Annotated in this window: 19 protein-coding genes, 4 tRNA genes and 3 pseudogenes; 8 read left to right on the top strand and 18 right to left on the bottom strand. The window is 59.1% G+C overall.

The genetic code is table 11. From position 1 onward, the window contains the following. Positions 1-12 precede the first annotated feature (12 nt). The 7 genes from C4J92_RS09025 to C4J92_RS08995 form a co-directional block, all read right to left on the bottom strand. On the bottom strand, positions 13-1,203 hold the full coding sequence (locus C4J92_RS09025) for a CaiB/BaiF CoA-transferase family protein (protein WP_124403594.1): 1,191 nt from the start codon (positions 1,201-1,203) through the stop codon (positions 13-15). A 25-nt stretch (positions 1,204-1,228) separates the two neighbouring features. Continuing rightward, entirely contained in the window at positions 1,229-2,158 is a 930-nt protein-coding gene (locus tag C4J92_RS09020; protein ID WP_124403593.1) for a hydroxymethylglutaryl-CoA lyase, read from the bottom strand. A 107-nt stretch (positions 2,159-2,265) separates the two neighbouring features. Continuing rightward, positions 2,266-3,177 (bottom strand): LysR family transcriptional regulator, encoded by a 912-nt coding sequence (locus C4J92_RS09015; protein ID WP_124403592.1) that lies wholly within the window; start codon positions 3,175-3,177, stop codon positions 2,266-2,268. Positions 3,178-3,336: 159 nt separating this feature from the next. Beyond that, positions 3,337-3,413: transfer RNA gene (locus C4J92_RS09010), tRNA-Asp, on the bottom strand. A gap of 19 nt (positions 3,414-3,432) precedes the next feature. Continuing rightward, a tRNA-Val gene (locus tag C4J92_RS09005) sits at positions 3,433-3,508 on the bottom strand. 177 nt (positions 3,509-3,685) lie between these two features. After that, a tRNA-Asp gene (locus C4J92_RS09000) sits at positions 3,686-3,762 on the bottom strand. A gap of 19 nt (positions 3,763-3,781) precedes the next feature. Continuing rightward, a tRNA-Val gene (locus C4J92_RS08995) sits at positions 3,782-3,857 on the bottom strand. A gap of 159 nt (positions 3,858-4,016) precedes the next feature. Between C4J92_RS08995 and rdgC the strand changes: the two genes are divergently transcribed. From rdgC to sugE, 3 genes and pseudogenes are all read left to right on the top strand, one after another. Beyond that, entirely contained in the window at positions 4,017-4,937 is a 921-nt protein-coding gene (rdgC, locus tag C4J92_RS08990) for a recombination-associated protein RdgC (RefSeq protein ID WP_124357762.1), read from the top strand. Between the two features lie 147 nt (positions 4,938-5,084). After that, positions 5,085-6,049, top strand: a pseudogene (locus C4J92_RS08985) (bile acid:sodium symporter family protein). Between the two features lie 105 nt (positions 6,050-6,154). Beyond that, a complete protein-coding gene (gene sugE, locus C4J92_RS08980; protein ID WP_124362026.1) occupies positions 6,155-6,469 on the top strand; it encodes a quaternary ammonium compound efflux SMR transporter SugE in 315 nt (104 codons plus the stop codon). 107 nt (positions 6,470-6,576) lie between these two features. On the opposite strand, the gene C4J92_RS08975 is transcribed toward sugE, so the two are convergent. The 3 genes from C4J92_RS08975 to C4J92_RS08965 form a co-directional block, all read right to left on the bottom strand. Further along, positions 6,577-8,451: an MFS transporter gene (locus C4J92_RS08975; protein WP_124403591.1), complete on the bottom strand. Its 1,875-nt coding sequence runs from the start codon at positions 8,449-8,451 to the stop codon at positions 6,577-6,579. A 57-nt stretch (positions 8,452-8,508) separates the two neighbouring features. Further along, positions 8,509-9,657, bottom strand: a complete 1,149-nt coding sequence (locus tag C4J92_RS08970) for a TDT family transporter (RefSeq protein ID WP_124403590.1) — start codon at positions 9,655-9,657, stop codon at positions 8,509-8,511. Positions 9,658-9,741: 84 nt separating this feature from the next. Continuing rightward, entirely contained in the window at positions 9,742-10,926 is a 1,185-nt protein-coding gene (locus C4J92_RS08965; protein WP_124403589.1) for an MFS transporter, read from the bottom strand. 91 nt (positions 10,927-11,017) lie between these two features. Between C4J92_RS08965 and C4J92_RS08960 the strand changes: the two genes are divergently transcribed. Further along, entirely contained in the window at positions 11,018-11,557 is a 540-nt protein-coding gene (locus C4J92_RS08960) for a TetR/AcrR family transcriptional regulator (protein WP_124403588.1), read from the top strand. A gap of 132 nt (positions 11,558-11,689) precedes the next feature. Here C4J92_RS08960 and C4J92_RS08955 read toward each other — a convergent pair whose 3' ends face one another. The 4 genes and pseudogenes from C4J92_RS08955 to C4J92_RS27175 all read right to left on the bottom strand — a co-directional run. Then, positions 11,690-12,469: an ABC transporter permease gene (locus C4J92_RS08955; RefSeq protein WP_124403587.1), complete on the bottom strand. Its 780-nt coding sequence runs from the start codon at positions 12,467-12,469 to the stop codon at positions 11,690-11,692. After that, positions 12,466-13,398, bottom strand: a complete 933-nt coding sequence (locus tag C4J92_RS08950) for an ABC transporter ATP-binding protein (RefSeq protein ID WP_124403586.1) — start codon at positions 13,396-13,398, stop codon at positions 12,466-12,468. The genes C4J92_RS08955 and C4J92_RS08950 overlap by 4 nt, the downstream gene beginning before the upstream one ends. 134 nt (positions 13,399-13,532) lie before the next feature. After that, positions 13,533-14,150, bottom strand: coding sequence for a glutathione S-transferase family protein (locus C4J92_RS08945; protein ID WP_124403585.1), 618 nt, complete (start codon positions 14,148-14,150; stop codon positions 13,533-13,535). Between the two features lie 116 nt (positions 14,151-14,266). Then, positions 14,267-14,422: pseudogene (locus C4J92_RS27175) on the bottom strand (cysteine protease); the annotation flags it as partial. 85 nt (positions 14,423-14,507) lie between these two features. Here C4J92_RS27175 and C4J92_RS08935 point away from each other — a divergent pair. Then, positions 14,508-16,955, top strand: a complete 2,448-nt coding sequence (locus tag C4J92_RS08935; protein WP_124403584.1) for an acyl-CoA dehydrogenase — start codon at positions 14,508-14,510, stop codon at positions 16,953-16,955. Between the two features lie 75 nt (positions 16,956-17,030). Continuing rightward, positions 17,031-17,438 (top strand): PA2817 family protein, encoded by a 408-nt coding sequence (locus tag C4J92_RS08930; protein ID WP_124362017.1) that lies wholly within the window; start codon positions 17,031-17,033, stop codon positions 17,436-17,438. A 53-nt stretch (positions 17,439-17,491) separates the two neighbouring features. Here C4J92_RS08930 and C4J92_RS08925 read toward each other — a convergent pair whose 3' ends face one another. Further along, complete coding sequence (locus C4J92_RS08925; RefSeq protein WP_124403583.1) at positions 17,492-18,424, bottom strand: LysR family transcriptional regulator; 933 nt, start codon at positions 18,422-18,424, stop codon at positions 17,492-17,494. Between the two features lie 92 nt (positions 18,425-18,516). On the opposite strand from C4J92_RS08925, the gene C4J92_RS08920 reads away from it, so the two are divergent. Further along, positions 18,517-19,143 carry an alanyl-tRNA editing protein gene (locus tag C4J92_RS08920; protein ID WP_124403582.1) on the top strand — a complete coding sequence of 209 codons (627 nt, stop codon included), beginning with the start codon at positions 18,517-18,519 and terminating at the stop codon, positions 19,141-19,143. A gap of 238 nt (positions 19,144-19,381) precedes the next feature. Here C4J92_RS08920 and C4J92_RS08910 read toward each other — a convergent pair. From C4J92_RS08910 to C4J92_RS08900, 3 genes and pseudogenes are all read right to left on the bottom strand, one after another. Next, positions 19,382-20,124: pseudogene (locus C4J92_RS08910) on the bottom strand (sulfite exporter TauE/SafE family protein). 36 nt (positions 20,125-20,160) lie between these two features. After that, positions 20,161-20,586, bottom strand: coding sequence for a hypothetical protein (locus C4J92_RS08905; protein WP_256657496.1), 426 nt, complete (start codon positions 20,584-20,586; stop codon positions 20,161-20,163). Positions 20,587-20,588: 2 nt separating this feature from the next. Then, positions 20,589-20,915 carry a hypothetical protein gene (locus tag C4J92_RS08900; protein WP_164487524.1) on the bottom strand — a complete coding sequence of 109 codons (327 nt, stop codon included), beginning with the start codon at positions 20,913-20,915 and terminating at the stop codon, positions 20,589-20,591. Between the two features lie 765 nt (positions 20,916-21,680). Between C4J92_RS08900 and C4J92_RS08895 the strand changes: the two genes are divergently transcribed. After that, positions 21,681-23,420: a dipeptidase gene (locus C4J92_RS08895; protein ID WP_124403579.1), complete on the top strand. Its 1,740-nt coding sequence runs from the start codon at positions 21,681-21,683 to the stop codon at positions 23,418-23,420. Positions 23,421-23,542: the final 122 nt, after the last annotated feature.

Raw genomic sequence — 23,542 nt, 5'->3', positions numbered from 1 at the left:
GGCAGTTCTTCCTCAAGGCTGAGCGTCGGTTTTCAGGACACCGGCGGCACACAGCTCGGCAATGTGTTCGTCGCTGTAGCCCAGTTCACGCATGACGTTGTGGGTGTGCTCGCCGATGCGTGGGATAGATCGACGGGGTTGCAGTCGCTCGCCATCCAGGGACAACGGCAGCAGTGGCATTGCGGTGAACGATCCGTCTTCGAGTTCAAGCTGTGCAAGGCCACCGCTGTGCAGCAGATGAGGATCCTCGAACAATTCCTCGGGCCGTCGAATCGGAGCAAACGGAATACTGTTGGCCTCAAGCTCCAGGGCCAGCGCTTGAGCGTCCATGCTGGCAAAGACTTCAGCCAAGTGAGCCAGCAGACGTGGCCGCTGCAGCACGCGATCATTGTTGGTAGCAAGGGTCTGGTCGTCCAGCAATGCGGTCTGGCCGAGCAATTGACACAGGGCGGTCCACTGACCTTCACCCGTGGCGGCGACGAACATCTGCTCCCCATTGGCAAACTCGAATACATCGTAAATGGCCCATGCACTGATACGGTTTGGCATCGGTGCAGCCGCTTGGCCGGTCACGGCGTATTGCTGCATATGCTGAGCAGCGAGCAATACGCAGTTTTCGTAAAGCGCGCTTTGCACCTCACGACCGACGCCGGTGACATGACGATCGTTGAGCGCAGCAAGCACACCGATAGCACCGAACATGCCGCCCATGATGTCGTTCACCGAACTGCCGGCACGCAGAGGCCTGCCTACCGGGCCGGTCATATAGGCCAGGCCTGCCATCATTTGCACAACTTCATCCAAGGCCAGGCGATTGTCGTAGGGGCCGTTGAGAAAGCCTTTGTGCGAGGCGTAGATAATGCGCGGGTTACGCGCTCGAATCGCCGCGTAACCAAAGCCGAGCTCGCTCATGCGGCCGGGCTTGAAGTTCTCGATGAATACATCAGCGGTATCGATCAGCTCCAGTACCGCATCTCGTCCTTGTTGAGTATTGACGTCGATGGCGATGCACTGTTTGTTACGGTTGAACGTGCGAAAAAAACCGGCACCGGCGCCCAGCAGACGGCGTGTACCGTCGCCACGGATCGGTTCAATCTTGATCACCTCGGCACCGAGGTCACCCAGGATCATTCCGCAGGTCGGGCCCATCACCATGTGAGAAATTTCAACGACACGAATGCCGTCCAATGGAAGCCTGGACATTAGGGTTCTCCTTGATCGGGCAGGTTCAGACGCGACCGGCGACTGATGCGTAATTGAGTGGCAGGCCAGCTCGTGCAATGCAGCCGTAGAGCGTCTCGTGCGGCAGTGCTTCGCTGAGCACATGGCGGGAAGCGATCAGGGCTGCCAGGTCGATGCCCGTCTCGTAGCCCATGCTCTGCAGCATGAACACCAAGTCTTCTGTGACCGTATTGCCGGATGCACCTGGTGCAAACGGACAACCGCCCAACCCGGCCAGTGACGAGTCGAGCTCGGTGATACCTTGCTGAACGGCGACCAGGCTATTGGCAAGCGCCAGGCCTCGAGTGTCGTGGAAGTGCGCGGCCCTGAGCTTGTCACCTGCGATGGCGCGAACCGCCTGCAAGGTGGTCGCCACCTGGCCGGGATTGGCGTAGCCCGTGGTGTCTCCCAGGGACACCAGATCGCAGCCGGCTTGCAGTACATGCCCGGTCAACGCGCAGAGATCGCTCAATGGCACATCACCTTGCCGGGTACAGCCGAAGGCCACGGACATGCCGGCGATCACTTGAACGTTGTGCAAGCCGGATTCAGTACGCAGCTGGCACATTCGCGCCAGCTCTTCGACCATTTCCAGCGGAGTACGGCGCACATTGGCCAGGCTGTGGGCTGCGCTGACGGACACGGGCGCAATGATACGGTGCGCGCCGGATTCCAGCGCATCGCGACAGCCGCGCAGGTTAGGCGCCAGGACCGTGACAACCAGATCCGGAAAACTCAAGGCATGGGCGACGACTTCTTTGGCATCGGCCATCTGCGGCAACAGGTTGGCGGGAACAAAGGACGCGACCTCCATGTACCGCACACCTGCGGCATAGGCGGCATCAATCCATTGTCGTTTGGCGGATGTCGGCATAGTGGCTTGAAGGCTTTGCAAACCATCACGCATGCCGACTTCGTTGATTGTTATTTTTGTCATGAAAAAAGCTCTCACAGGCTGAAGCGCACCTTCAGATTAGAGAGCCAGGGAGTCAGCAAAAAGACGTCATTTACGCGGTGATCCATCGCCAACGGCGACGGATACAGTCAGGTGCGGGGCGCAAGCGATGTCGCGCGCAAAAGCAGATGATCCAGCAATCGCCGGGCCGACAGCGAAAGTGCATCCCGGTCACGGACACAGATAACAAACTCACCCAATGCCCAATCGTCGGTCAGCGGGATAATCCGCAAGTCAAACAACCGCGCATACCGCTCCACTGCTTCCAGGGGGAATACGGCAAGTCCCAAGCCGAATTGCACCAGCCGAAAAGCTGCATCAAATGACGACACATAGGAGCGAAACCGCAGCTCATGGCCCTCCTTCGTCGCTTCACTGCGCATGAAGTTATTCAACGTGGCGAAAGCCGACAGCCCCAAGTGATCAAAGGCCAGGGTCTCTGCGAACGCAATATGGGTACGACCGGTCAGGGCATGGTTCGCCCCTACGACAACCGCCAGGTGATCCCGGCGATAGGGCAGAAATTCCAGATCGCCCACGGCCATTGATCGTCGACAAATACCTAAATCGGCATTGCCTTCGGCTACCCCGCGCACCACGTCGGGACTGAAACGCTCTTCGATGTCTGCCTGGATTCTTGGGTGCTCGATCATGAAGTCCGACAGTTCCTCGGGCAGGAACTCCATGATTGATGAGATGTTTGCCAATACCCGGACATGTCCTCGGGCGCCTTCAGCGTATTCGCTAAGCTCGCTATCGAGCCGCTCCATGGCCCGCGTCAGGGACCGAGCGTGCCGAAGTAGCGCTAACCCCGCCGGCGTCGGTTCGACCCCGCGCTTGCTGCGGTTGAGCAGCGGCGTACCAAACCGCGCCTCAATATCGGAAATACGTTTACTGACCGCCGACGGCGCAATGAATGCCCGCTCGCTGGCGCGTGCAATCGTGCCCTCTTCACAGACCAGAATGAACAAGTGCAAAGATAAGTGATCCAGGTGCTGCATGACGCCCCTCCCGTTGTTCTAACGACGCAGCTTAACCGTCTTATTAAAAACCGTGGTTGGGGATGCAATTGCAGCGAAATTGTGCAGACGAAAAAAAGCCCGCTCAATGAGCGGGCTTCTTGTGGCGACCTGGCGTTCAGTGTTCCAGGTTACCGAATATGGCGCAGCGGACGGGACTCGAACCCGCGACCCCCGGCGTGACAGGCCGGTATTCTAACCGACTGAACTACCGCTGCGCGTAACACATGAAGCGAATGGTGGGTGATGACGGGATCGAACCGCCGACCCTCTGCTTGTAAGGCAGATGCTCTCCCAGCTGAGCTAATCACCCTTCGTTTCGGTGTGGGCGCATCATACATCAAAAAATCGTAATGTCTTGATTTAAATGCAGTTTATTTAAAAAAAGTTTACCGAACGACTTTTTGCCATATTTCGCACAATAAAAAGCCCGCTCAGTGAGCGGGCTTCTTGTGGCGACCTGGTGTTCAGCGTTCCAGGTTACCGAATATGGCGCAGCGGACGGGACTCGAACCCGCGACCCCCGGCGTGACAGGCCGGTATTCTAACCGACTGAACTACCGCTGCGCGTAACACTTGAAGCGAATGGTGGGTGATGACGGGATCGAACCGCCGACCCTCTGCTTGTAAGGCAGATGCTCTCCCAGCTGAGCTAATCACCCTTCGTTTCGGTGTGGCGCGCATTCTACGGAGCGACCTAAGGTCTGGCAAGCACTTTCTTAAATCTTTTTTTTCAGCCCTTCCAATGGCTTACGCAGGGTTGGCCTGGGGCGTGATCAAGAGAATAATGCCCCCCTTTGTATAGAGGAGAGACTCACCCCATGTGGTTCAAGAACCTGCTTATCTATCGCCTGACCCAAGATCTGCCCGTTGATGCCGAGGCGTTGGAAGCGGCCATGGCCACCAAACTGGCGCGCCCGTGCGCGAGCCAGGAGTTGACGACTTACGGTTTCGTCGCGCCTTTCGGTAAAGGTGAAGACGCGCCCCTGGTGCACGTCAGCGGCGACTTCCTGCTGATCGCCGCACGCAAGGAAGAACGCATCCTGCCGGGCAGCGTGGTGCGCGATGCGGTTAAAGAGAAGGTCGAGGAAATCGAGGCCGAGCAAATGCGCAAGGTCTATAAAAAGGAACGCGACCAGATCAAGGATGAAATCATCCAGGCGTTCCTGCCGCGCGCCTTTATTCGTCGCTCGTCGACCTTCGCCGCCATCGCGCCGAAACAGGGCCTGATCCTGGTGAACTCGGCCAGCCCGAAACGCGCCGAAGACTTGCTTTCTACCTTGCGCGAAGTGATCGGCACCCTGCCCGTTCGCCCACTGACCGTGAAAACCGCACCGACGGCGATCATGACCGACTGGGTCACCACCCAGAAGCCTGCCGACGACTTCTTCGTGCTCGACGAATGCGAACTGCGCGACACCCACGAAGACGGCGGCATCGTGCGCTGCAAGCGCCAGGATCTGACCGGCGAAGAAATCCAGCTGCACCTGACCACTGGCAAAGTCGTGACCCAATTGTCCCTGGCCTGGCAGGACAAGCTGTCCTTCATGCTCGACGACAAAATGACCGTCAAGCGCCTGAAGTTCGAAGACCTGCTGCAGGACCAGGCCGAACAGGACGGCGGCGACGAAGCCCTGGGCCAGCTGGATGCCAGCTTTACCCTGATGATGCTGACCTTTGGCGAGTTCCTGCCCGCGCTGATCGAAGCACTCGGCGGTGAAGAGACGCCGCAAGGCATCTAAGCCGGGTGAAGAGCGAAATGTGGGAGGGGGCTTGCTCCCGATGGCAGAGTGTCAGCCAACGTATCTTTGACTGAACCACCGCCATCGGGAGCAAGCCCCCTTCCACATTCGACCGCATTTACAAATCTCTATAACAAGGACTACCCCATGCGCGCACTCGCCGCCCTGAGCCGCTTTGTCGGCAATACCTTCGCCTACTGGGTGCTGATGTTCGCGGTGCTCGCCTTCCTCGAACCCGCGTGGTTCATCGGTCTGAAAAGCGCCATTGTGCCGTTGCTGGGCCTGGTGATGTTCGGCATGGGCCTGACCTTGAAACTTGAAGACTTCGCTGAGGTGGCCCGCCATCCGTGGCGCGTCGCCCTCGGCGTGGTCGCGCACTTTGTGATCATGCCGGGCGTGGCGTGGCTGTTGTGCCAGGTCTTTCACCTGCCGCCGGAAATTGCCGTCGGGGTGATTCTGGTCGGCTGCTGCCCGAGCGGCACTTCATCCAACGTGATGACCTGGCTGGCCCGTGGCGATCTGGCGCTGTCGGTGGCCATCGCCGCCGTCACCACCCTCCTCGCCCCGCTGCTCACGCCGGCGTTGATCTGGTTGCTGGCCTCGGCCTGGCTGCCGGTGTCGTTCATGGAGTTGTTCTGGTCGATCCTGCAAGTGGTGCTGCTGCCTATCGTGCTCGGGTGGTCGCGCAGCGGCTGCTGGGGAGTCGGGTACGGCATGCGGTCGAGGTGCTGCCGCTGGTCTCGGTGGTCAGCATCGTGATCATCGTCGCAGCGGTGGTTGCCGCCAGCCAGGCGAAGATTGCCGAGTCGGGCCTGTTGATCATGGCCGTGGTGATGCTGCACAACAGCTTCGGCTACTTGCTCGGTTACTTCACCGGGCGGCTGTTCAAGCTGCCCTTGGCCCAACGCAAGTCACTGGCGCTGGAAGTGGGTATGCAGAACTCCGGGCTCGGCGCCGCGCTGGCCAGCGCGCACTTCTCGCCGCTGGCGGCGGTGCCCAGTGCGCTGTTCAGCGTCTGGCACAATATTTCCGGGGCGTTGCTCTCGACCTATTTTCGCCGCATGAGCGAGAAGGAAGACCGCCGCGCGCTGGAGAACACCCCGCAAACTTGATCGTGGGGTGCATGTTCGGCACTCTAAGCGCTTCGCGGGGACGACCCCGCGACGCCAACGAGCGTTGAATCCGGGGACGACCCCGCCTGAAGAAGCGAGGTCATCATGTCCTGGATCATTCTGTTTTTTGCCGGGTTGTTCGAAGTCGGCTGGGCTGTCGGCCTGAAGTACACCGACGGTTTCAGCAAGCCCCTGCCCACCGCACTGACCATTGCCGCCATGGCCATCAGCCTTGGCCTGCTGGGGATGGCGGTAAAGGAGCTGCCGCTGGGCACCGCCTACGCCGTATGGACCGGGGTGGGCGCCGTGGGCACGGTGATCGCCGGGATTATCCTGTTTGGAGAATCCATGGCGCTGTTCCGGTTGGCCAGCGTGGCGTTGATCATCTGCGGGCTTATTGGCCTCAAAATCTCCACCTAGGCCACTACTGCCATCGGGGGCAAGCCCCCTCCCACTTTTGATTTGTGAACGCATTCAAATGTGAGAGGGGGCTTGCCCCCGATGAGGCCAGTACATCCAGCACAGAACTACCTGACACTCCCACGCAGAACACCGACCACAGCCTGCAACTGCGCAGGTGTCGCCTCCTCTACAGGAACAGGCGCACCCGCCGCCAACACCACGCGCGACCAGATCCGATGGAACAACCCCTTGTTCGGATCGCGACTGAAAAAACTCCCCCACAGCCCCTGCAACGCCATCGGAATCACCGGCACCGGCGTCTCTTCCAGAATCCGCGTCACGCCACCGCGAAACTCATTCATCTCGCCATCGCCGGTCAACTTGCCTTCCGGGAAGATGCACACCAACTCACCGTCCTTCAAGTACTCGGCGATCCGCGTGAAGGCCTTTTCGTAGATCTGGATGTCTTCGTGACGCCCGGCAATCGGAATCGCCCCGGCGGTGCGGAAGATGAAGTTGAGCACCGGCAAGCGGTAGATCTTGTAGTACATGACAAACCGAATCGGCCGACGCACTGCGCCGCCAATCAGCAGCGCATCGACAAACGACACATGGTTGCAAACCAGCAAGGCCGCGCCTTCATCCGGAATCTGCTCCAGGTTGCGGTGCTCGACGCGGTACATGGAATGGCTGAGCAGCCAGATCATGAAGCGCATGGTGAACTCGGGCACGATCCTGAAGATGTAGGTATTGACCGCGATGTTGAGCAGCGACACCACCAGGAACAACTCGGGGATCGACAGCTTGGCCACGCTCAGCAGCAGGATCGACACAATTGCCGACACCACCATGAACAGCGCATTGAGGATGTTGTTGGCCGCGATCACGCGCGCACGCTGGTTCTCGTCGGTGCGCGACTGGATCAGCGCGTACAGCGGCACGATGTAAAAGCCACCAAACACGCCCAGCCCGAGGATATCGAACAACACCCACCAGGCTTGCCCGTAGCCGAGCACCGCAAGCCAGTCGTTGGGCTGGACATTCTGCGCGAAGCCGCCGGAATGCCACCACAGCAGCAGGCCGAACACCGTCAGGCCGAACGAGCCGAACGGTACCAGGCCGATTTCCACCTTACGCCCGGACAGCTTTTCGCAGAGCATCGAACCAAGCGCGATCCCCACCGAGAACACGGTGAGGATCAGGGTGACCACGGTTTCGTCGCCATACAACCATTCCTTGGCGTAGGCCGGAATCTGCGTCAGGTAGATCGCGCCGACGAACCAGAACCATGAATTGCCGACGATCGAGCGCGACACCGCCGGGGTCTGTCCCAGGCCCATGCGCAGCGTGGCCCAGGACTGGGTGAAGATGTTCCAGTCCAGGCGCAATTGCGGCGTAGAAGCTGCCGCCCGTGGAATGCTGCGGCTGGCGAGGTACCCCAGCAGCGCCACGCCGACAATCGCCACGGCCACCACCGGCGCGTAATGGGTGGATGACATCATGATGCCCGCGCCGATGGTGCCGGCGAGGATCGCCAGGAACGTGCCCATTTCCACCAGGCCGTTGCCGCCGACCAGCTCATCGTCGTGCAGCGCCTGGGGCATGATCGAGTACTTTACCGGGCCGAACAGCGCCGAGTGGGTGCCCATGGCGAACAGCGCCAGTAGCATCAATTCCAGGTGATCGAACAGAAAGCCGGTGGCCCCCACCGCCATGATCACGATCTCACCAAGCTTGATCGCGCGGATCAACGCGTCCTTGTTGAATTTCTCGCCAAACTGCCCGGCCAGCGCCGAGAACAGGAAGAACGGCAGGATGAACAGCAAGGCGCACAGGTTGACCCAGATGGAACGGTCACCGTCGAGGGTGAGCTTGTAGAGAATCGCCAGGATCAGCGATTGCTTGAAGATGTTGTCGTTGAACGCGCCCAGGAGCTGGGTGATGAAAAACGGCAGGAAACGCCGCGTGCGCAGCAAGGTGAATTGTGAGGGGTGGCTCATCGTCCGTGTTCCTGCGTGGCCTGTTATTGATCAGGCCACGACTTTACCTAATCCGGCTTACTTATTCGCTAGCCCTGCAATGCAAGGTGAAACAAAAAGCTCGCCTTTATAGGCACCCTGCACCGTGCGCGTTGCCACGATCAGCCACATCAGCGCCAGCGCCACCACCAGCCCACTGCCCAATACGCTGAAGAACCCCAGGTGCAGCAGGCTTGCAAGCTTGAGCGTGGACAGCGCGTACACCCCCAGCGGAAAGGTAAAGCCCCACCAGCCGAGGTTGAACGGGATACCGGCGCGCAGGTAACGCAGGGTGATCAACACCGCCAGCAACATCCACCACAAGCCAAACCCCCACAAGGTGATGCCCGCCACCAGGCCGAGCCCGTTGGCTATCTCGCCGACACCCGGCAGGCCGTTGGCTGTAAAGATCGCGGGCGCATCGCCGCCGAGCAGCAACATGCCCAGGGCACCGGTGCCGATGGGCCCCAGCGCCAGCCAGCTCGAGGCCGCCATGTTGGCGTGGGGCAGTTTGTGCAAAGCCATGCGCAGCATCAGGATGGTCAGGATGCTGAAGGCCACCGGCAGGGAGAACGCCCAGAGTACGTAGCTGGTCACCAGCATCACCAGTTGCCCATGGGCATCCACCAGGTGCGGCGCCAGCAGGCCCCCGCTGGCGGCGGCGACTTCGGCGGCCACCACCGGGAGCAGCCACACTGCGGTCATCTGGTCGATGCTGTGCTCCTGGCGGGTGAACATCATGAACGGGATCAACACGCCGCAGGCCACCGCCATGGCCACGTCCAGCCACCACAGGGCTTCGGCCAGGGGGATCACAGCATCGCCCCAGCGTGGCAGGCCGAACAGCAGCAAACCATTCAGCAGAGTCGCCAGGCCCATGGGGATGGTGCCGAAAAACATCGAGACCGTGGAGTGCCCGAAAATCCGCCGCGCCTCGTGGAAAAACATCACCCAGCGTGCGGCATACAGCGCGCTGAACAGGATGAACAGCCCGATGGTAAACATCCACAGCCCCTCGGCGACGGCGAGCATGCCCGGCAGTGCCCCCGGCAGTTGCGCCAGGGCCAGCGCCAGCACGCCGGTGCCCATGGTCGCGGCGAACCAGTTCGGGGTGAACTGGCGAATCACTTCCCGGGGACGGGCCAGGTGACTGAAGGGTTTATAGCTGATGGGGGTCAAGCAGGTCATGATGGCAATCCTCTTCCTCGCATGAGGTTGAGGCCATCATAGAAGCGGAGCGAATATCTATATAACGGGTAATATCTCTATATATTATCTGTTATGCAGATATAGCGGGCGCTGCCAGAGCATTCCGGCCAAAGCCCCCAAGGCCAGCAGAATCAGGAGCGCGCCGTACGCATCGGTGGTGGCGATCAAACCAAACTCCCGGCTCAAGTTACCGGCCAGCAGCGCCGGCAAGCAGAACGCCAGATAACTCAACACGTAGAACGCCGACATCAACCCCGCGCGCTCATGGGGCAATGCCATCCCCACGATACTGCGCACACTGCCCATGAACCCGCCGCCAAAACCCAGGCCGGCCACCACACTGGCGACAAAGAACAACCACAGGCTGGCGCTTTGCACAGCCGTCAGCAACAGTGCCACGCCCGCCGCCAGCAACATCGCAGACAGGCGCATAACCTTATCTGCCGGGTGCTCGCGCAGGCTGTAGATCATCACTGCGCCACTCAAGGTAATCACGGCCACCAGTCCGCCGCCGATCAGGTGCGAAGTCGAACCCGTTGCTGCCCGCACCAGCGACGGCGCCAGGGATGAATAGAAACCACCCAGCGCCCATACCGCCACATTCAACGGCATCGCCAAGCCCAGGGCCCGGCGCGCCTGCTTCGGCACATGCAGGGTCGGCGTCAGGGATTTCAAGGCACCCGGTATGCGGCTGACGGTTTCCGACAAGCGCCAGACATACAGCGCCTGAAGCACCATCAATCCGAGCAGGGCGAAGTAGATCAACTGGGTCGGCCAGGGCGCGTATTCCACCAGTAAACCGCTGCCCAAGCCGCCGCTGGCCATGCCCAGCATCGGCGCGAGGCTATTGAGCATCGGCCCGCGCAGGCGGTCGGTGTCGAGCAGCGTCGCACTTAACACCGCCGTCGCCGTCCCCGTGGCGAAGCCTTGCAGCCCCCGCGCGGCAATCAGGCAGGCGGTGCTGTCGGCGTTGATAAACAACAGCATCGCCACGATATTCAGGAGCAGCGCGACGAAAATCACCGGCTTGCGCCCGATGTAATCCGACAGCGATCCCACCGTCAGCAGCGCCGCCAGCAGACTCACGGCATACACGCCAAAGATCAGCGTCAGCATCGCTGCGGAGAAATGCAGATTGTCCTGGTACACCTGGTACAACGGCGTCGGCGCGCTGGAGGCGGCGAGAAAGGTCAGTACCGTGATCACCAGAAATGTCAGGCTGGACCGTTGAGACAGATTGCTGGGCATAGGCACGCTCCGCTAAAGCTAATATTTTGCTTTTGTGGAGTGTGCTACCCGTCGGCGCTTAAAGCAAATTCTTTGTGTTAAGGTTTTACCCATGGCGATCAAAGAAGGCCTTCGCCCGGGGGGCCGTAGTGCCCGGGTACAAGAATCCGTGCATTCGGCCGTCCGCGAACTGCTGGAAACCCATGAGCGCGCCAGCGTCACCGTGCCGATGATTGCGACACGCGCAGGCGTCACGCCCTCGACCATCTACCGGCGCTGGGGTGACCTCTCTGCGCTGCTGGCCGACGTGGCCCTGGCGCGCATGCGCCCGGACAGCGAGCCGGCCATTACCGGCAGCCTGCGCGGCGACCTGCAAGCCTGGGCGGAACAATATCTGGATGAAATGAGTTCGGAGCCTGGACGCCACATGATGCGCGACGTGCAGTGCAGCGTGACGCCGGGGTATTGCGTGAGCATTCTGAGCGGGCAGTTGCAGGTGATCGTTGATCGTTATCCGGACCAGCCAGCCCCCAGCGTGGAGCGTTTGATCAATCTGCTCGCGGCACCCACGGTGTTTCGTATTCTGTTCTCGACAGAGCCCCTGAGCGTCGAAGAGCTGCATGCCCTGATCGACATGGCACTGCAAGTCTGAAGGCCTTACACAAAACCAAATGTGGGAGGGGGCTTGCCCCCGATGACGGTGTGTCAGCTGCAGATGAGCTGGCTGACACACCACTATCGGGGGCAAGCCCCCTCCCACATTTTGACCGAGTAGAAGCTGTATTTACGTACGCATCCCACGCCCGCTTACCAGCAACCGCGCACAACCGATATACAAGACGATGGTGGCGACAACCATGAACGTGATCGCCACGCTGATCCTGATATCCGATACGCCCAGAATACCGTAGCGGAAGGCGTTGACCATGTGCAGCACCGGGTTGGCCAGGGACACGGTCTGCCAGAACGGCGGCAGCAACGTGATGGAGTAGAACACCCCGCCCAGGTAGGTCAGCGGCGTCAGCACGAACGTCGGAATGATCGAAATATCATCGAAGTTGCGCGCAAACACTGCGTTGATAAACCCCAGCAGCGAGAAGATCGTCGCCGTGAGCACCACGACCAGAATGGTGACCCCCAGGTGATGCACTTGCAGGTGGGTGAAGAACAACGACAGCAGGGTCACGATCACCCCCACCATCAAGCCACGCAGCACGCCGCCCAAGGTGTAGCCGATCAGGATGGTGTGCGGCGACACCGGTGACACCATCAACTCTTCGATGGAGCGTTGAAACTTGCTGCCAAAGAAACTCGACACCACGTTGCCGTAGGAGTTGGTGATCACCGACATCATGATCAGGCCCGGCACGATGTACTCCATATAGGTGAAGCCACCCATGTCACCGATCTGCCGGCCGATCAGGTTACCGAAGATCACGAAGTACAGGACCATGGTGATCGCCGGCGGCAGCAAGGTCTGCGGCCAGATCCGGGTAAAGCGCTTCACTTCGCGGTAGACGATGGTCTGCAGCGCGACGAGGTTGGGTTGCAGTTCGGAACTCATACCGCCACCTTCGCCAGATTTTTCTCCACCAGGGACACGAACAACTCCTCAAGGCGATTGGTTTTGTTACGCAGGCTCAGCACTTCGATGTTCTGGGTCGCCAGTTGGCTGAACAGCGCGGTGATGCCCATGGCTTTGTCCACCTGCACTTCCAGCGTGTGGCTGTCCACCAGGCTGCTTGGGTAGCCCAACAATTGCGGCGGTGCCGACAGGTTGTTTTTCAGGTCGAGCAGGAAGGTTTCCACGTGGAGCTGGCCCAGCAGGTTACGCATGCTGGTGTTCTCGACAATGGTGCCGTGGTCGATGATGCCGATGTTGCGGCACAACTGCTCGGCCTCTTCCAGATAGTGGGTCGTAAGAATGATGGTGATGCCCTTCTCGTTCAGCTCGGTGAGAAAGGTCCACATCGAACGACGCAACTCGATGTCCACGCCAGCGGTGGGCTCGTCGAGGATCAGCAGGCGCGGTTCATGCACCAGTGCGCGGGCAATCATCAGGCGCCGTTTCATGCCGCCGGACAACGAGCGCGAAGGCACATCGCGCTTGTCCCACAGGCCCAGTTGGGTCAGGTACTGCTCGGCGCGTTCCTTGGCGATTTTCGGCGGGATGCCGTAGTAACCGGCCTGGGTCACGACAATGTCGAAGGTCTTTTCGAACTGGTTGAAGTTGAATTCCTGAGGCACCACGCCGATGGAACGCTTGAGCGCCGCCGGGGATTTGTCCAGGTCATGGCCAAAGATATTCACCGTGCCGCTGGTCTTGTTGACCAGGGTCGAGAGGATACCGATGGTGGTGGATTTGCCGGCACCGTTGGGGCCGAGCAAGGCGAAGAAATCACCTTCGGCGACGTCCAGATCGATACCACTCAGGGCCTGGAAACCGTTGCCGTAGGTTTTGGTTAGCTGCCGGATGGACAGAGCGGAACTCATATCGGATTACGCACCAAGGAAAAGAATAGAAACAATAGATGAGGGCACAGCGCAGGTAGTTCAACCTGCGATGTGTTCCAGCATGGTGCGTGCCCGGGCCGCACAAGTACAGTCACCCTTGTTAATAGTGTGTATCAGGTCAACGCGGTCATCACTGCCTTGCGGTAGGCCGGACGTAGCTTCAGGCGCTGGTACCACGCCTCTAGGTTGGGCATTGCCGGGCGTTCGATGGGCATCTCGAACCAGGCATAGATAAAGCAGCCCAGGGGAATATCCCCGATGCCGAAGGCTTTGCCGGAAAGGTAAGGTTGCTCGGCAAGGGCCTGGTCGACCGTTTTGAGTGCATCGATGCAGGCTTGGCGCCCGGCATTGATGCTGTCCCAGTTCTGTTTTTCCGGCGGTGTGCGCACGATGCCCCAGAACACGGCCTTGAAGGGATCGGCGAGCGTGGACGTGGTCCAGTCCATCCACTTTTCGGCGCTGGCGCGGATTTGCAGGTCACTTGGGTAAAAGTCTGACGCGTGCTTGGCGCACAAGTAACGCACGATGGTGTTGGATTCCCACAGCACGAAGTCGCCGTCTTCGATCATCGGCACCCGGCCATTGGGGTTCAAGGCTCGGTATTGCGGCGTGTCGACCACACCAAAAGCGCCGCCCGCATCAATCGCCTCATAGTCCAGGCCGAGTTCCTCGGCGCACCAGAGTGCCTTCCTGACATTTGATGAGTTTTTACGACCCCAGATTTTCAGCATGACCGCGCCTTATCGTTGGTGAACATGGCTTGATGAACGTTGCAGCATACGCCGGTTCACGCGCGCCTTGAATCACTCTACCCGTCGCCCGGCAGGCCTAGGGCTTCAAGGTGCAGGGGGGCGCAACGCACCGTCTCATGCACGGCGCCGTCGAGATTGACTGCCTGGTCATATAAATCCGCGCGGGTTCCGCGATGTTTCCCGGCGAACTCCACCCCGGCAGGGTGGTCACTATCGAAGAAGCGGCTGGGACTCAGGTATCCCCAGTACAACTTGTAACACCCTGATCACCCCGCTTGGCCGGACGCCGTCTAAGCTCCCTGGTGGTTTCGCCCCTGGTTTCACGGAGGATTGAATATGCTGTTGTTGTGGATACTGGTTCTGGTGGTCGGCATTGCCTACCTGGCACACCGCCGCACCGCGCCCCTGCCCGCCCTGGGTGTGGTCGCCGTTTACCTGTTGGCGATGGGCGCCTGGAGCCATGCACCGGGTTGGCTGCTGCTGATTTTCTGGGTGCTGATCGCGATCGTGGCCGTGCCCCTGCTGCTGCCCGACCTGCGCCGCCAATACTTTACCAAGCCGTTGTTCAGCTGGTTCCAGAAAGTCCTGCCGCCGATGTCCGAAACCGAGCGCGATGCCATCGACGCGGGCACTGTGTGGTGGGATGGCGAACTGTTCAGCGGGCGCCCTGACTGGGACAAATTGCTGGCCTACCCCAAGGTGCAATTGACCGAGGAAGAACAGGCCTTCATCGACGGCCCCACCGAAGAACTCTGCGCCATGGTCAGTGATTGGGAAATCGGCCAGGCCATGGACCTGCCCCCCGCTGCCTGGGAGCACATCAAGACCCATGGTTTCTTCGCCCTGATCATCCCCAAGGAATATGGCGGCAAGGGCTTCTCAGCCTATGCCCACTCCCAGGTCGCGATGAAACTGGCAACCCGCAGCGGCGACCTGGCTTCCACCGTCATGGTGCCCAACTCCCTGGGCCCTGCCGAATTGCTGTTGCACTACGGCACCGACGAGCAACGCAACCACTACCTGCCGCGCCTGGCGCGAGGCGACGATATTCCGTGTTTCGCCCTGACCGGCCCGCTGGCCGGCTCCGATGCCGGCGCCATGCCCGACACCGGCGTCATCTGCAAAGGCGAGTGGCAAGGCAAGGAAACCCTCGGCCTGCGCCTGAACTGGGAAAAGCGCTACATCACCCTCGGCCCGGTCGCGACCTTGCTCGGCCTGGCGTTCAAGGCCTATGACCCGGACCATCTGCTGGGCGAGGAGGAGGACCTGGGCATCAGTCTCGCGTTGATTCCCACCGACACCCCCGGTGTCGAAATCGGCCGCCGCCACCTGCCCCTGGGCGCCGCGTTCATGAATGGCCCCAACTCGGGCAAGGACGTCTTCATTCCGCTCGAATTCCTCATCGGCGGCCAGGAGATGCTCGGCAAGGGCTGGATGATGCTGATGAACTGCCTGTCCGTGGGCCGTTCCATCTCTCTGCCTGCGGTGGGCACCGGCGCCGCCAAGTTCACCAGCCTGGTGACCGGCCAATACGCCCAAGTGCGTGAACAGTTCAACGTGCCGCTGTCGGCCTTCGAAGGTATCCAGGAAGCCCTGGCGCGCATCGGCGGCAACGCCTGGCTGATGGACAGCGCCCGCATGCTCACCGCCAATGCCGTGGACATGGGCGAAAAGCCCTCGGTGCTGTCGGCGATCCTCAAGTACCACCTCACCGAACGCGGCCGCGAGTGCATCAGCCACGCCATGGATGTGCATGGCGGCAAGGGCATCATCATGGGCCCGAACAACTACCTGGGCCGTAGCTGGCAAGGGGCGCCGATCTTCATCACCGTGGAAGGCGCGAATATCCTTTCGCGTAACCTGATGATCTTCGGCCAGGGTGCGATTCGCTGCCATCCGTTCGTGCTCAAGGAAATGGCCCTGGCCGGTCGTGAAGACCATGACCAGGCATTGAAGGAGTTCGATGGACTGTTGATGCAACACATCGGATTCGCCGTGAGCAACGCCGCCAGTACCTTGGTATTGAACCTGGGCATCGGTCACTTCGAAAAAGCCCCGGGCAACCGTTTGAGCCAGGGTTATTTCCGTGCACTCAACCGTCAGGCCGCCGCGTTCGCCCTGCTCGCAGACCTGAGCATGATGCTGCTGGGCGGCGAATTGAAACGCCGTGAACGGCTGTCGGCGCGCCTGGGTGATGTGCTGAGCCATATGTACCTGGCGTCGGCGGCGCTAAAACGCTACCACGACCTGGACTCGCCGGATCACCTGGAACCGCTGTTCGCTTGGGCCATGGAAGAAAGCCTTGGCCAGTCCGAGCGTGCACTGGATGAATTGCTGAGCAACTTCCCGAATAAAATCCTCGGCTGCCTGCTGCGGGTGATCGTGTTCCCGTTCGGGCGTCGGCATACCGGGCCGTCCGATGCCCTGGATGCCGAGGTTGCCGCCGTGATCGGCCGTGCCAAGGGCGACCCGACCCTGGAAGAGCTGCTGGCTGGCTGCTATCGCCCACAGTCGGCGCAAGACCCGGTGGGCGCACTGCAACATGCCTATGACCTGCTCGGTGCCAGCCATCCGCTGCAGAAAAAACTGCACGCCGCGCTCAAGAGCGGGCAAGTCAAACCGACTGCCGGCGAGCATGCCATCGACGCCGCGCTGCACGCTGGCGTGCTGCAACCCGCCGAAGCGCAAACCCTGCGTGACGCCGAAGCGGCTCGCCGCAAGGTGATTGATGTGGATGATTTCAGCAAGGAAGAGCTGCTGCAGGCTGAAGGTAAAGTCCGCTGATACCAGCGGTCATATAAAAACGGGCGCGAGAGGCCTATACTCTCGCGCCCGTTTTTGCTTTAGAGGACTTATCTCGTGTCCAACGTCGTTGCCGATCATCTCGTCTTGCTCGACCACCTGCGTAGCATCCTGGTTGCCGTCGGCGAAGCCGAACAGGTACCCGAGGAAAGCCATTTGTTGTTTCTGGAACGTTTCGACGAACTGCGCGCCCTGCTGCCGATCGATCCGATCGAAAGCCAATACCTTGGCCAGGACATGATGAGCCAGGTCATCCTGCGCTATCCGCAAATCGCCCACCTGGTACCGCGCGATCTGCTGTGGTTCTTTGGCGGCGATTGCCTGCACTTCATGCCCGACGAAGAACTGGACCTGTACCAGGCCCTGGAAGAACGTCGCCATGAAGCCGAGTTGAACGACGAACCGTTCGACTGGAATCAGGAAAAGCAGCTGCTGGCCATGCCGGACGACCAGAGCAAGCACTGACTTGCAGAACACCCAATCCAAATGTGGGAGGGGGCAAGCCCCCTCCCACATTTTTAACGGCGGCGCAGTCTCGGTTCCTTCGCCATGCACTCCACCAGATAATCAATAAACACCCGCAACTTCGGCGGCAAGTATCGCGTCGGTGAGTGCAGCAACCACGCTTCGCCATGATACGACGCAATAAAATCCCACCCCGGCAATACCTGCACCAACTGCCCCGCCTCCAAGGCATGTCGCGCCGTGAAATACGGCAAGCTGCCAATCCCCACATGCTGCAACACCGCATCCAGCCGCACGCCCGTGTGGTTCGCCGCATATCGCCCGCGTACACCGACCGTCACCGCCTTGCCGGCCTGGCGGAACTTCCAGCGTGAGTCCCCTGGGGTTTCACCCAGGTAGATACAGCTGTGCTCCAGTAGATCATGGGGGTGACTGGGCGTGCCATGCTGGGCCAGGTACTGCGGCGTTGCACACAGCAAATGTTCAATCGGCAATAGCTGCCGCCCGATCAGACCGGGTGGCGGGCTGTCGGTGATGCGGATGCTCAGGTCGACATTGTCGTCGATCAAATCCACATGCCGATCCTCAAGGATCAGTTGCACATCCACCTTGGGATAGCGCCGCAGAAATTCCGGCATATGCGGATGCACCACAAACCGCCCCACCGCCTTGGGCACGCTGACTCGCACCAAGCCTTCGGCTTCATGGGTAAATTGCCCGCTGATTTCCATCACCGAGCGCGCCGCGTTGACCATCTCCTGGCACCGCTTGAACACCTCTTCGCCGCCCTCGCTAAGGCGCAGCTTGCGCGTGGTGCGCTGCAACAACCGGGTTGCCAAGGCCTGTTCCAGGCGCGAAATGCTGCGGCTCACCGCCGAAGGTGAAACGCTCAGCTGCCGCGCCGCCTCGGAGAAGCTGCCGGTTTCCACCACTTTGACGAAAATCGCCATTTCACCCAGCAGCGGCAAAGGAAGATTAATGCTCATGACGCACAGGTCCATTGATGTTTGCATGGATTATCACCTATCAGTGCAGTATTTATACTGCACGCAGAACCTGAATGCGGATGTAGACGACCATGACCCAGCGCCTGTTTTTCACCCACGATCACCTGACTGCCGAACTGGAAGTGCTCAGTTGCACCCCGCACGCTGAGCAATTCGCCGTTGTTGTGCAGTCGACGATTTTCCATACCCAGGGCGGCGGCCAGCCATTCGACACCGGGTGGCTCGGCGACAGCCAGGTGCTGCGCGTCATGCAGGAAGCCGAGCATGTGGTGCACTACGTCAATCAACCTGTGGAACCCGGCCCGATCACTGCACGGGTCGATGCACAACGCCGCGCGCTGCACAGCCGCCTTCACTCAGCTGGGCATTTGATTGGCAATGCAGGCGAACGCCTGGGCTGGATGCCGATCAAGGCTCACCATTGGCCGGGGGAAGGAAAGATTACTTTTATCCGCGGCGAAGCCGCACAAACCATGGACGCCGAGGCAATCCAACAGCAAGTCAATCAGTGGATCGCCGCTGACTACTCACGGCAGATGTGGTTGGATGAAGGCACACGCGAAGTCGGCTTCGGCGAACTGCCGGCCTACGCCTGTGGCGGCACCCATGTGCAGGCGTTGGGGGAAGTGGGCCAAGTGACGATCCTGGCCGTTTCGGAGAAGAAAGGCGCATTGTCGGTGCGCTACGAAATCAACTGACATGTCGAGCTCAAAATGTGAAGGAGGCTTGCCCCCGATGGCCATAAGTATCTACACAACTTTGTAGCAGCCTACGTTAACCACGAAGCGAAGCGAGCCGCTTCAACCTGCCAAAAGCCGGTGCACGAGCTCAGGCTGTGGAAAGCAAAGCGTCAATAGGATGTTACCTAGAAACCGTCGAATCTAGGAAAGGCAGGACATGGCTATTTCAGGTCTGAATGGGCTGCGTGATTTCCGCTCACCAGAACAGCATCCTCAATGCCAACATAACCACGACTATATTGAAAACTGACTCCATCCACTGGTCGCCCTTCTTTATCGCAAACTTCGCGCCGGCATTTGCACCCAATAACGTGCCAATAACCAGACAACATCCGTACTGCCAGTTAATGATGCCGCTGACGCCGAAAATGATTAGTGAGCCCACGGAGAGTACTAACCCGCCGACTTTGCGGGTCCCCACCGATTCGCTGATGGTTTTCCTAAAAAGATAATGAATAAATACGTCGAAAGTTTAGCTTGTCCACCGAATAACCCGCCGATCATGCCTACTGGGATGAAGAGGATATAACCAAACAGACGCCTGATTGCTGAGGGAGGTGTTTCGCCGCTACGAGGTTTTTTTATAAGGGACAACGCGACGAGCAGCAATGTCAGCCCGCCAATTACTTTGTGCAACAGCGCAGGATCTATTTGAAGAAGAACGCTCGTTCCTCCCAGAGCCCCAACCAACCCCAGTGCCGCAGCTGGAAAGGCCAGTGCATAATCGACCTTTCCCTGATTATGAAAGTGTCGCAGTCCTGCAACCATAGTGCCTACCGAGGCCAAGCGCGCTGTGGCGATCGACGACTGAGGCGGAATCCCCAGCCAGATCATCACCGGAACGGTTAAAAACACACTCCCACCGGTATTGGTCCCGACGAATCCCGTTATTATTCCGAGAAAAACCAGACCGACGCCTGTCAACCACTCATGACTCATCATGTTGAGGTGCTCGCATAAGATTCAAGGCGCCGTTTACTCGCTCAAGTAAGCAGGGTCTATCCAGTGATAGCAATTTCTGCTTCGGGAATTGGCGGTCACATGAAGCTTTGCGGTATGTACGAAGCTGTACTCGCCAATGATCGGGCGCCGTCGATCAAAGGCGTCGCCCAGCTCTTTCGAAACGATGTTGCTGAGCTTAAGAATTTTTGAGGCTTTGCCGCTGCAAGCTATCGAGTTGAAGTGCAAATTAGTAATCAGGAGGCATGTTTCGGTGATGCCGCATCGTTCGCCAATGCCATTGACCGTGCAGGAAATAAAAGTAGCACCCGCCTCAATGGAGGCCAAGGTATTTGCCATCGCCAAACCTCTATCGTCATGGAAGTGAACTTCGAGGTCAATGTCAGGTAATGATGTCCTGATTAGTTTAATAGTCGCCTGAACCTTGAAAGGTTCGCAAATCCCTAATGAGTCTGCATAGCAAATTCGGTCCGCTCCGGCAGCTTGAACAGATCCAGATCACTCATTATCACTTCAAACAGACATGGATTTTTACCAATTATTGCAGGGCACAAATAGGCTTTCAATACTGCAAGCATTGTTTCGGGAGTATCCCCTTGGGCAGGATACCCTCTCGATATAATCCCCGATTCTCCCCACCCAATGAGTCCTGTGTCTGTCGTAAGCTTTAACACTACATGCCGGCCTTTGGCGGTTATATTGGTTGCGGTTTGATAAGGATTTTTATAGGGCACTTCTGTCAAGAACACTTCAGCTTTAGCAACGAGCATAGAGTAACTTCCTGTTGGCGACCATTGATGCTGGAACTTAAGTGAAATGTACTTGGTTGATCGGAGCAATATCAAGCATCGCGGCTCGGGTATCGCCGGCCACCAACATGAATAAAATTTCATGTTTTCGCGTATCGATTTTTTTCAAACCACTGATTGGTTTTTTCCCCTATTGAATTCAAAGCAATTTTATTTATGACACTTTTTCACACCAGGCGGTTTGTTATCCGTCCTTCCCGCTCTTTATAATCACTACCGCCTCCGCACCCGCTAAATTATAGATATTTAATCTAAAAATCCGAGATAGGTTGGCGCTGATTAAAGGCTGCCCCCCTCACTCCACTTTAATTTTACTGGATCAATCTTCGGCAGCAGCAAAAGTTTGGATGGAGTTCGGTGGTCGCTATCTGGATGCAAAGAGCGAGAGCAATTGTCTGGTCAACTGGCTTTTTTACTCTTGCGGATGCATGTGACTGAGCCTGAAGGATGGGTAAAAATCGTATGCTGCGTTTTTGAGCCGCAATAACAGTCTGCTATCCGGTCTACCTGGTGGCCAGCCCGCAACGCTACAACCCGCCCGGCGTGGGTAGGCACCAGCGGGACAGCCCCTACGCTAGAGCCTTGAACGTGACGGATGAGTCCCCCGCGCCTCATCCTGGCCAGCATTGACCTGGGGCATCTGGGTAATGGTAGTGTGTAGAAATGTTTCTGCCTTATCGGTCAGAAACACCCCTATTCACGCCCTGCAAAGGAATGCCTCTAACCATGCACTTTCCACTGAAAAAGCTCGCGGCCGCCACCCTGTTCGCTGCCAGCCTTGCAGCCGTCACCCCAGCTGCGCTTGCCAACATCACGCCTGGACAGAACACCGCAATTCTGAAGAGTTTCAGCGACACATCGGTCAGCGATTTCCGCAGTTTCCTCGGCGCCCTGGCCAAAGGCGACCTGGGCAAGACCGGTGACATCGCCCCGGCCATCAGCGCCTTTCTCGATAACAAAACCCTGAGTGCCGACCAGCAGAACGAGATCAACCGCCTGCTGGGCGTTTACACCCGCGTGAAGTACGGCAAAGCCGCGCTCGAGACCCTGCGCGAGCTGGTGGAAATCCCGACGTTCAACGTAGATGGGCTACCGCAGTATAAAAACCCGGAATTCCTCAAGATCGCCGACAAAATCCAGGCCCTGGCCAAGTCTTTCAACCTGAACTTCCGTAACGTCGATAACCGCGTGTATGAAATTTCCCTGGAAGGCAGCAGTAAAGAAGTGGTCGGCGTGCATGCCCACGCCGATGTGGTACCGGTGACGCCGGAAAACTGGGTGCTGCCGGATGGCACCAAGCTCGACCCGTTCAAGGTCACGCTGATCGGCGACCGCATGTATGGCCGTGGCACCGAGGATGACAAGAACGCGATCGTCGTGGCGATGTATGCCATGAAGGTAATCAAGGAGGAAAAACTGCCGCTGGCACGCACGTTCAAGCTGCTGGTGGACACCACTGAAGAAACCTCCGGTGACGCCATTCCTTACTACTTTGAACGCAACCCCGTGCCGCAATACAACCTCGCGCTGGATGGCGGTTATCCGGTGGTGATTGCCGAGAAAGGCTCGGGCACCGTCATGGCCACCTTCCCGGTGCGCAAGGGTGAAGGCACGGGCGCGGAGATCATCGCAATGACCGGCGGCAAGGCCACCAACCAGATTCCATCGGTATCGGTCGCCACGCTGGTGAGCGATAACCCTGCTGAATTGGCGGCCAACTTGCAGCAGGCCGGGGATGACTATGCCAAGCGCAATGGCGGCAATTTCCAGGTGACCGCCAAGGTCGACGGCAAGAACGTCAAACTCACCGTCACCGGCGTGTCGGCCCACTCCTCCGAGCCCGAATCCGGGGTCAACCCGGTGGCACGTATGCTGGAGTTGATCCACAGCGTCGATGGCAAGATTGCCCTCAAGCACAACCACATCACCGATGCTGCGAAGTATGCGGCGGACAACTGGGGCCTGGATTACCTGGGCGGCAAATTGGGCGTGGGCTTTGCCGATGACTTCATGGGACCGCTGACCACCTCGCCGACCTTTGTCGGCCTGGATGACAAAGCCTTCAAGCTGGCGGTGAACCTGCGCGCGCCGAAGGGTAAAACCCCGGAGGCACTCAAGGCGCAGCTCGAGCAGAAACTGAACGCCTGGAACGCGCACGCCAAGGTCAACGTGAACTTCACCTATTCGCTGGATAAACCGATGTACCGCAACCCCGAGGGCGAATGGGTAAAAGCGTTGCTGGCGGTGGCCACTGAAAACCTGGGCATGCCGCACACGTTTGGCACCTCCGCCGGCGCCACCTCCGTGCACGACCTGCCCAACGGCGTGCAATTCGGCCTGGCCCGCCCGGAAGAGAAATACACCGGGCACACTGACGGTGAGTTCAAGACCGTCGAGCAGTTCCTGCTGGATTTGCAGATCGTTACGGAAATGATGGGGCGTGTCGGCCAGTTGCCTAAACTCTGAGTCTCTAATGTGGGAGGGGGCTTGCCCAGGGCTTGCACCATCAGCATATCTTCAAAGACCCCACCGACCGCTGAGTGGGATGGCACAGCTGGATCACCAGCACCCAGGCCATTTCACTCAGT

Source organism: Pseudomonas sp. R3-18-08, assembly GCF_003852065.1.
Taxonomy (GTDB): domain Bacteria; phylum Pseudomonadota; class Gammaproteobacteria; order Pseudomonadales; family Pseudomonadaceae; genus Aquipseudomonas.
Note: the sequence above shows the minus strand (reverse complement) of the source record. Positions and strands in the feature narration are given on the sequence as shown.

Bases quoted from the DNA above. Each gene is read 5' to 3' on its own strand.
- C4J92_RS09025 (WP_124403594.1), bottom strand. From the start codon at position 1,203: ATGTCCAGGCTTCCATTGGACGGCATTCGTGTCGTTGAAATTTCTCAC.
- C4J92_RS09020 (WP_124403593.1), bottom strand. From the start codon at position 2,158: ATGACAAAAATAACAATCAACGAAGTCGGCATGCGTGATGGTTTGCAA.
- C4J92_RS09015 (WP_124403592.1), bottom strand. From the start codon at position 3,177: ATGCAGCACCTGGATCACTTATCTTTGCACTTGTTCATTCTGGTCTGT.
- rdgC (WP_124357762.1), top strand. From the start codon at position 4,017: ATGTGGTTCAAGAACCTGCTTATCTATCGCCTGACCCAAGATCTGCCC.
- sugE (WP_124362026.1), top strand. From the start codon at position 6,155: ATGTCCTGGATCATTCTGTTTTTTGCCGGGTTGTTCGAAGTCGGCTGG.
- C4J92_RS08975 (WP_124403591.1), bottom strand. From the start codon at position 8,451: ATGAGCCACCCCTCACAATTCACCTTGCTGCGCACGCGGCGTTTCCTG.
- C4J92_RS08970 (WP_124403590.1), bottom strand. From the start codon at position 9,657: ATGACCTGCTTGACCCCCATCAGCTATAAACCCTTCAGTCACCTGGCC.
- C4J92_RS08965 (WP_124403589.1), bottom strand. From the start codon at position 10,926: ATGCCCAGCAATCTGTCTCAACGGTCCAGCCTGACATTTCTGGTGATC.
- C4J92_RS08960 (WP_124403588.1), top strand. From the start codon at position 11,018: ATGGCGATCAAAGAAGGCCTTCGCCCGGGGGGCCGTAGTGCCCGGGTA.
- C4J92_RS08955 (WP_124403587.1), bottom strand. From the start codon at position 12,469: ATGAGTTCCGAACTGCAACCCAACCTCGTCGCGCTGCAGACCATCGTC.
- C4J92_RS08950 (WP_124403586.1), bottom strand. From the start codon at position 13,398: ATGAGTTCCGCTCTGTCCATCCGGCAGCTAACCAAAACCTACGGCAAC.
- C4J92_RS08945 (WP_124403585.1), bottom strand. From the start codon at position 14,150: ATGCTGAAAATCTGGGGTCGTAAAAACTCATCAAATGTCAGGAAGGCA.
- C4J92_RS08935 (WP_124403584.1), top strand. From the start codon at position 14,508: ATGCTGTTGTTGTGGATACTGGTTCTGGTGGTCGGCATTGCCTACCTG.
- C4J92_RS08925 (WP_124403583.1), bottom strand. From the start codon at position 18,424: ATGAGCATTAATCTTCCTTTGCCGCTGCTGGGTGAAATGGCGATTTTC.
- C4J92_RS08920 (WP_124403582.1), top strand. From the start codon at position 18,517: ATGACCCAGCGCCTGTTTTTCACCCACGATCACCTGACTGCCGAACTG.
- C4J92_RS08900 (WP_164487524.1), bottom strand. From the start codon at position 20,915: ATGCTCGTTGCTAAAGCTGAAGTGTTCTTGACAGAAGTGCCCTATAAA.
- C4J92_RS08895 (WP_124403579.1), top strand. From the start codon at position 21,681: ATGCACTTTCCACTGAAAAAGCTCGCGGCCGCCACCCTGTTCGCTGCC.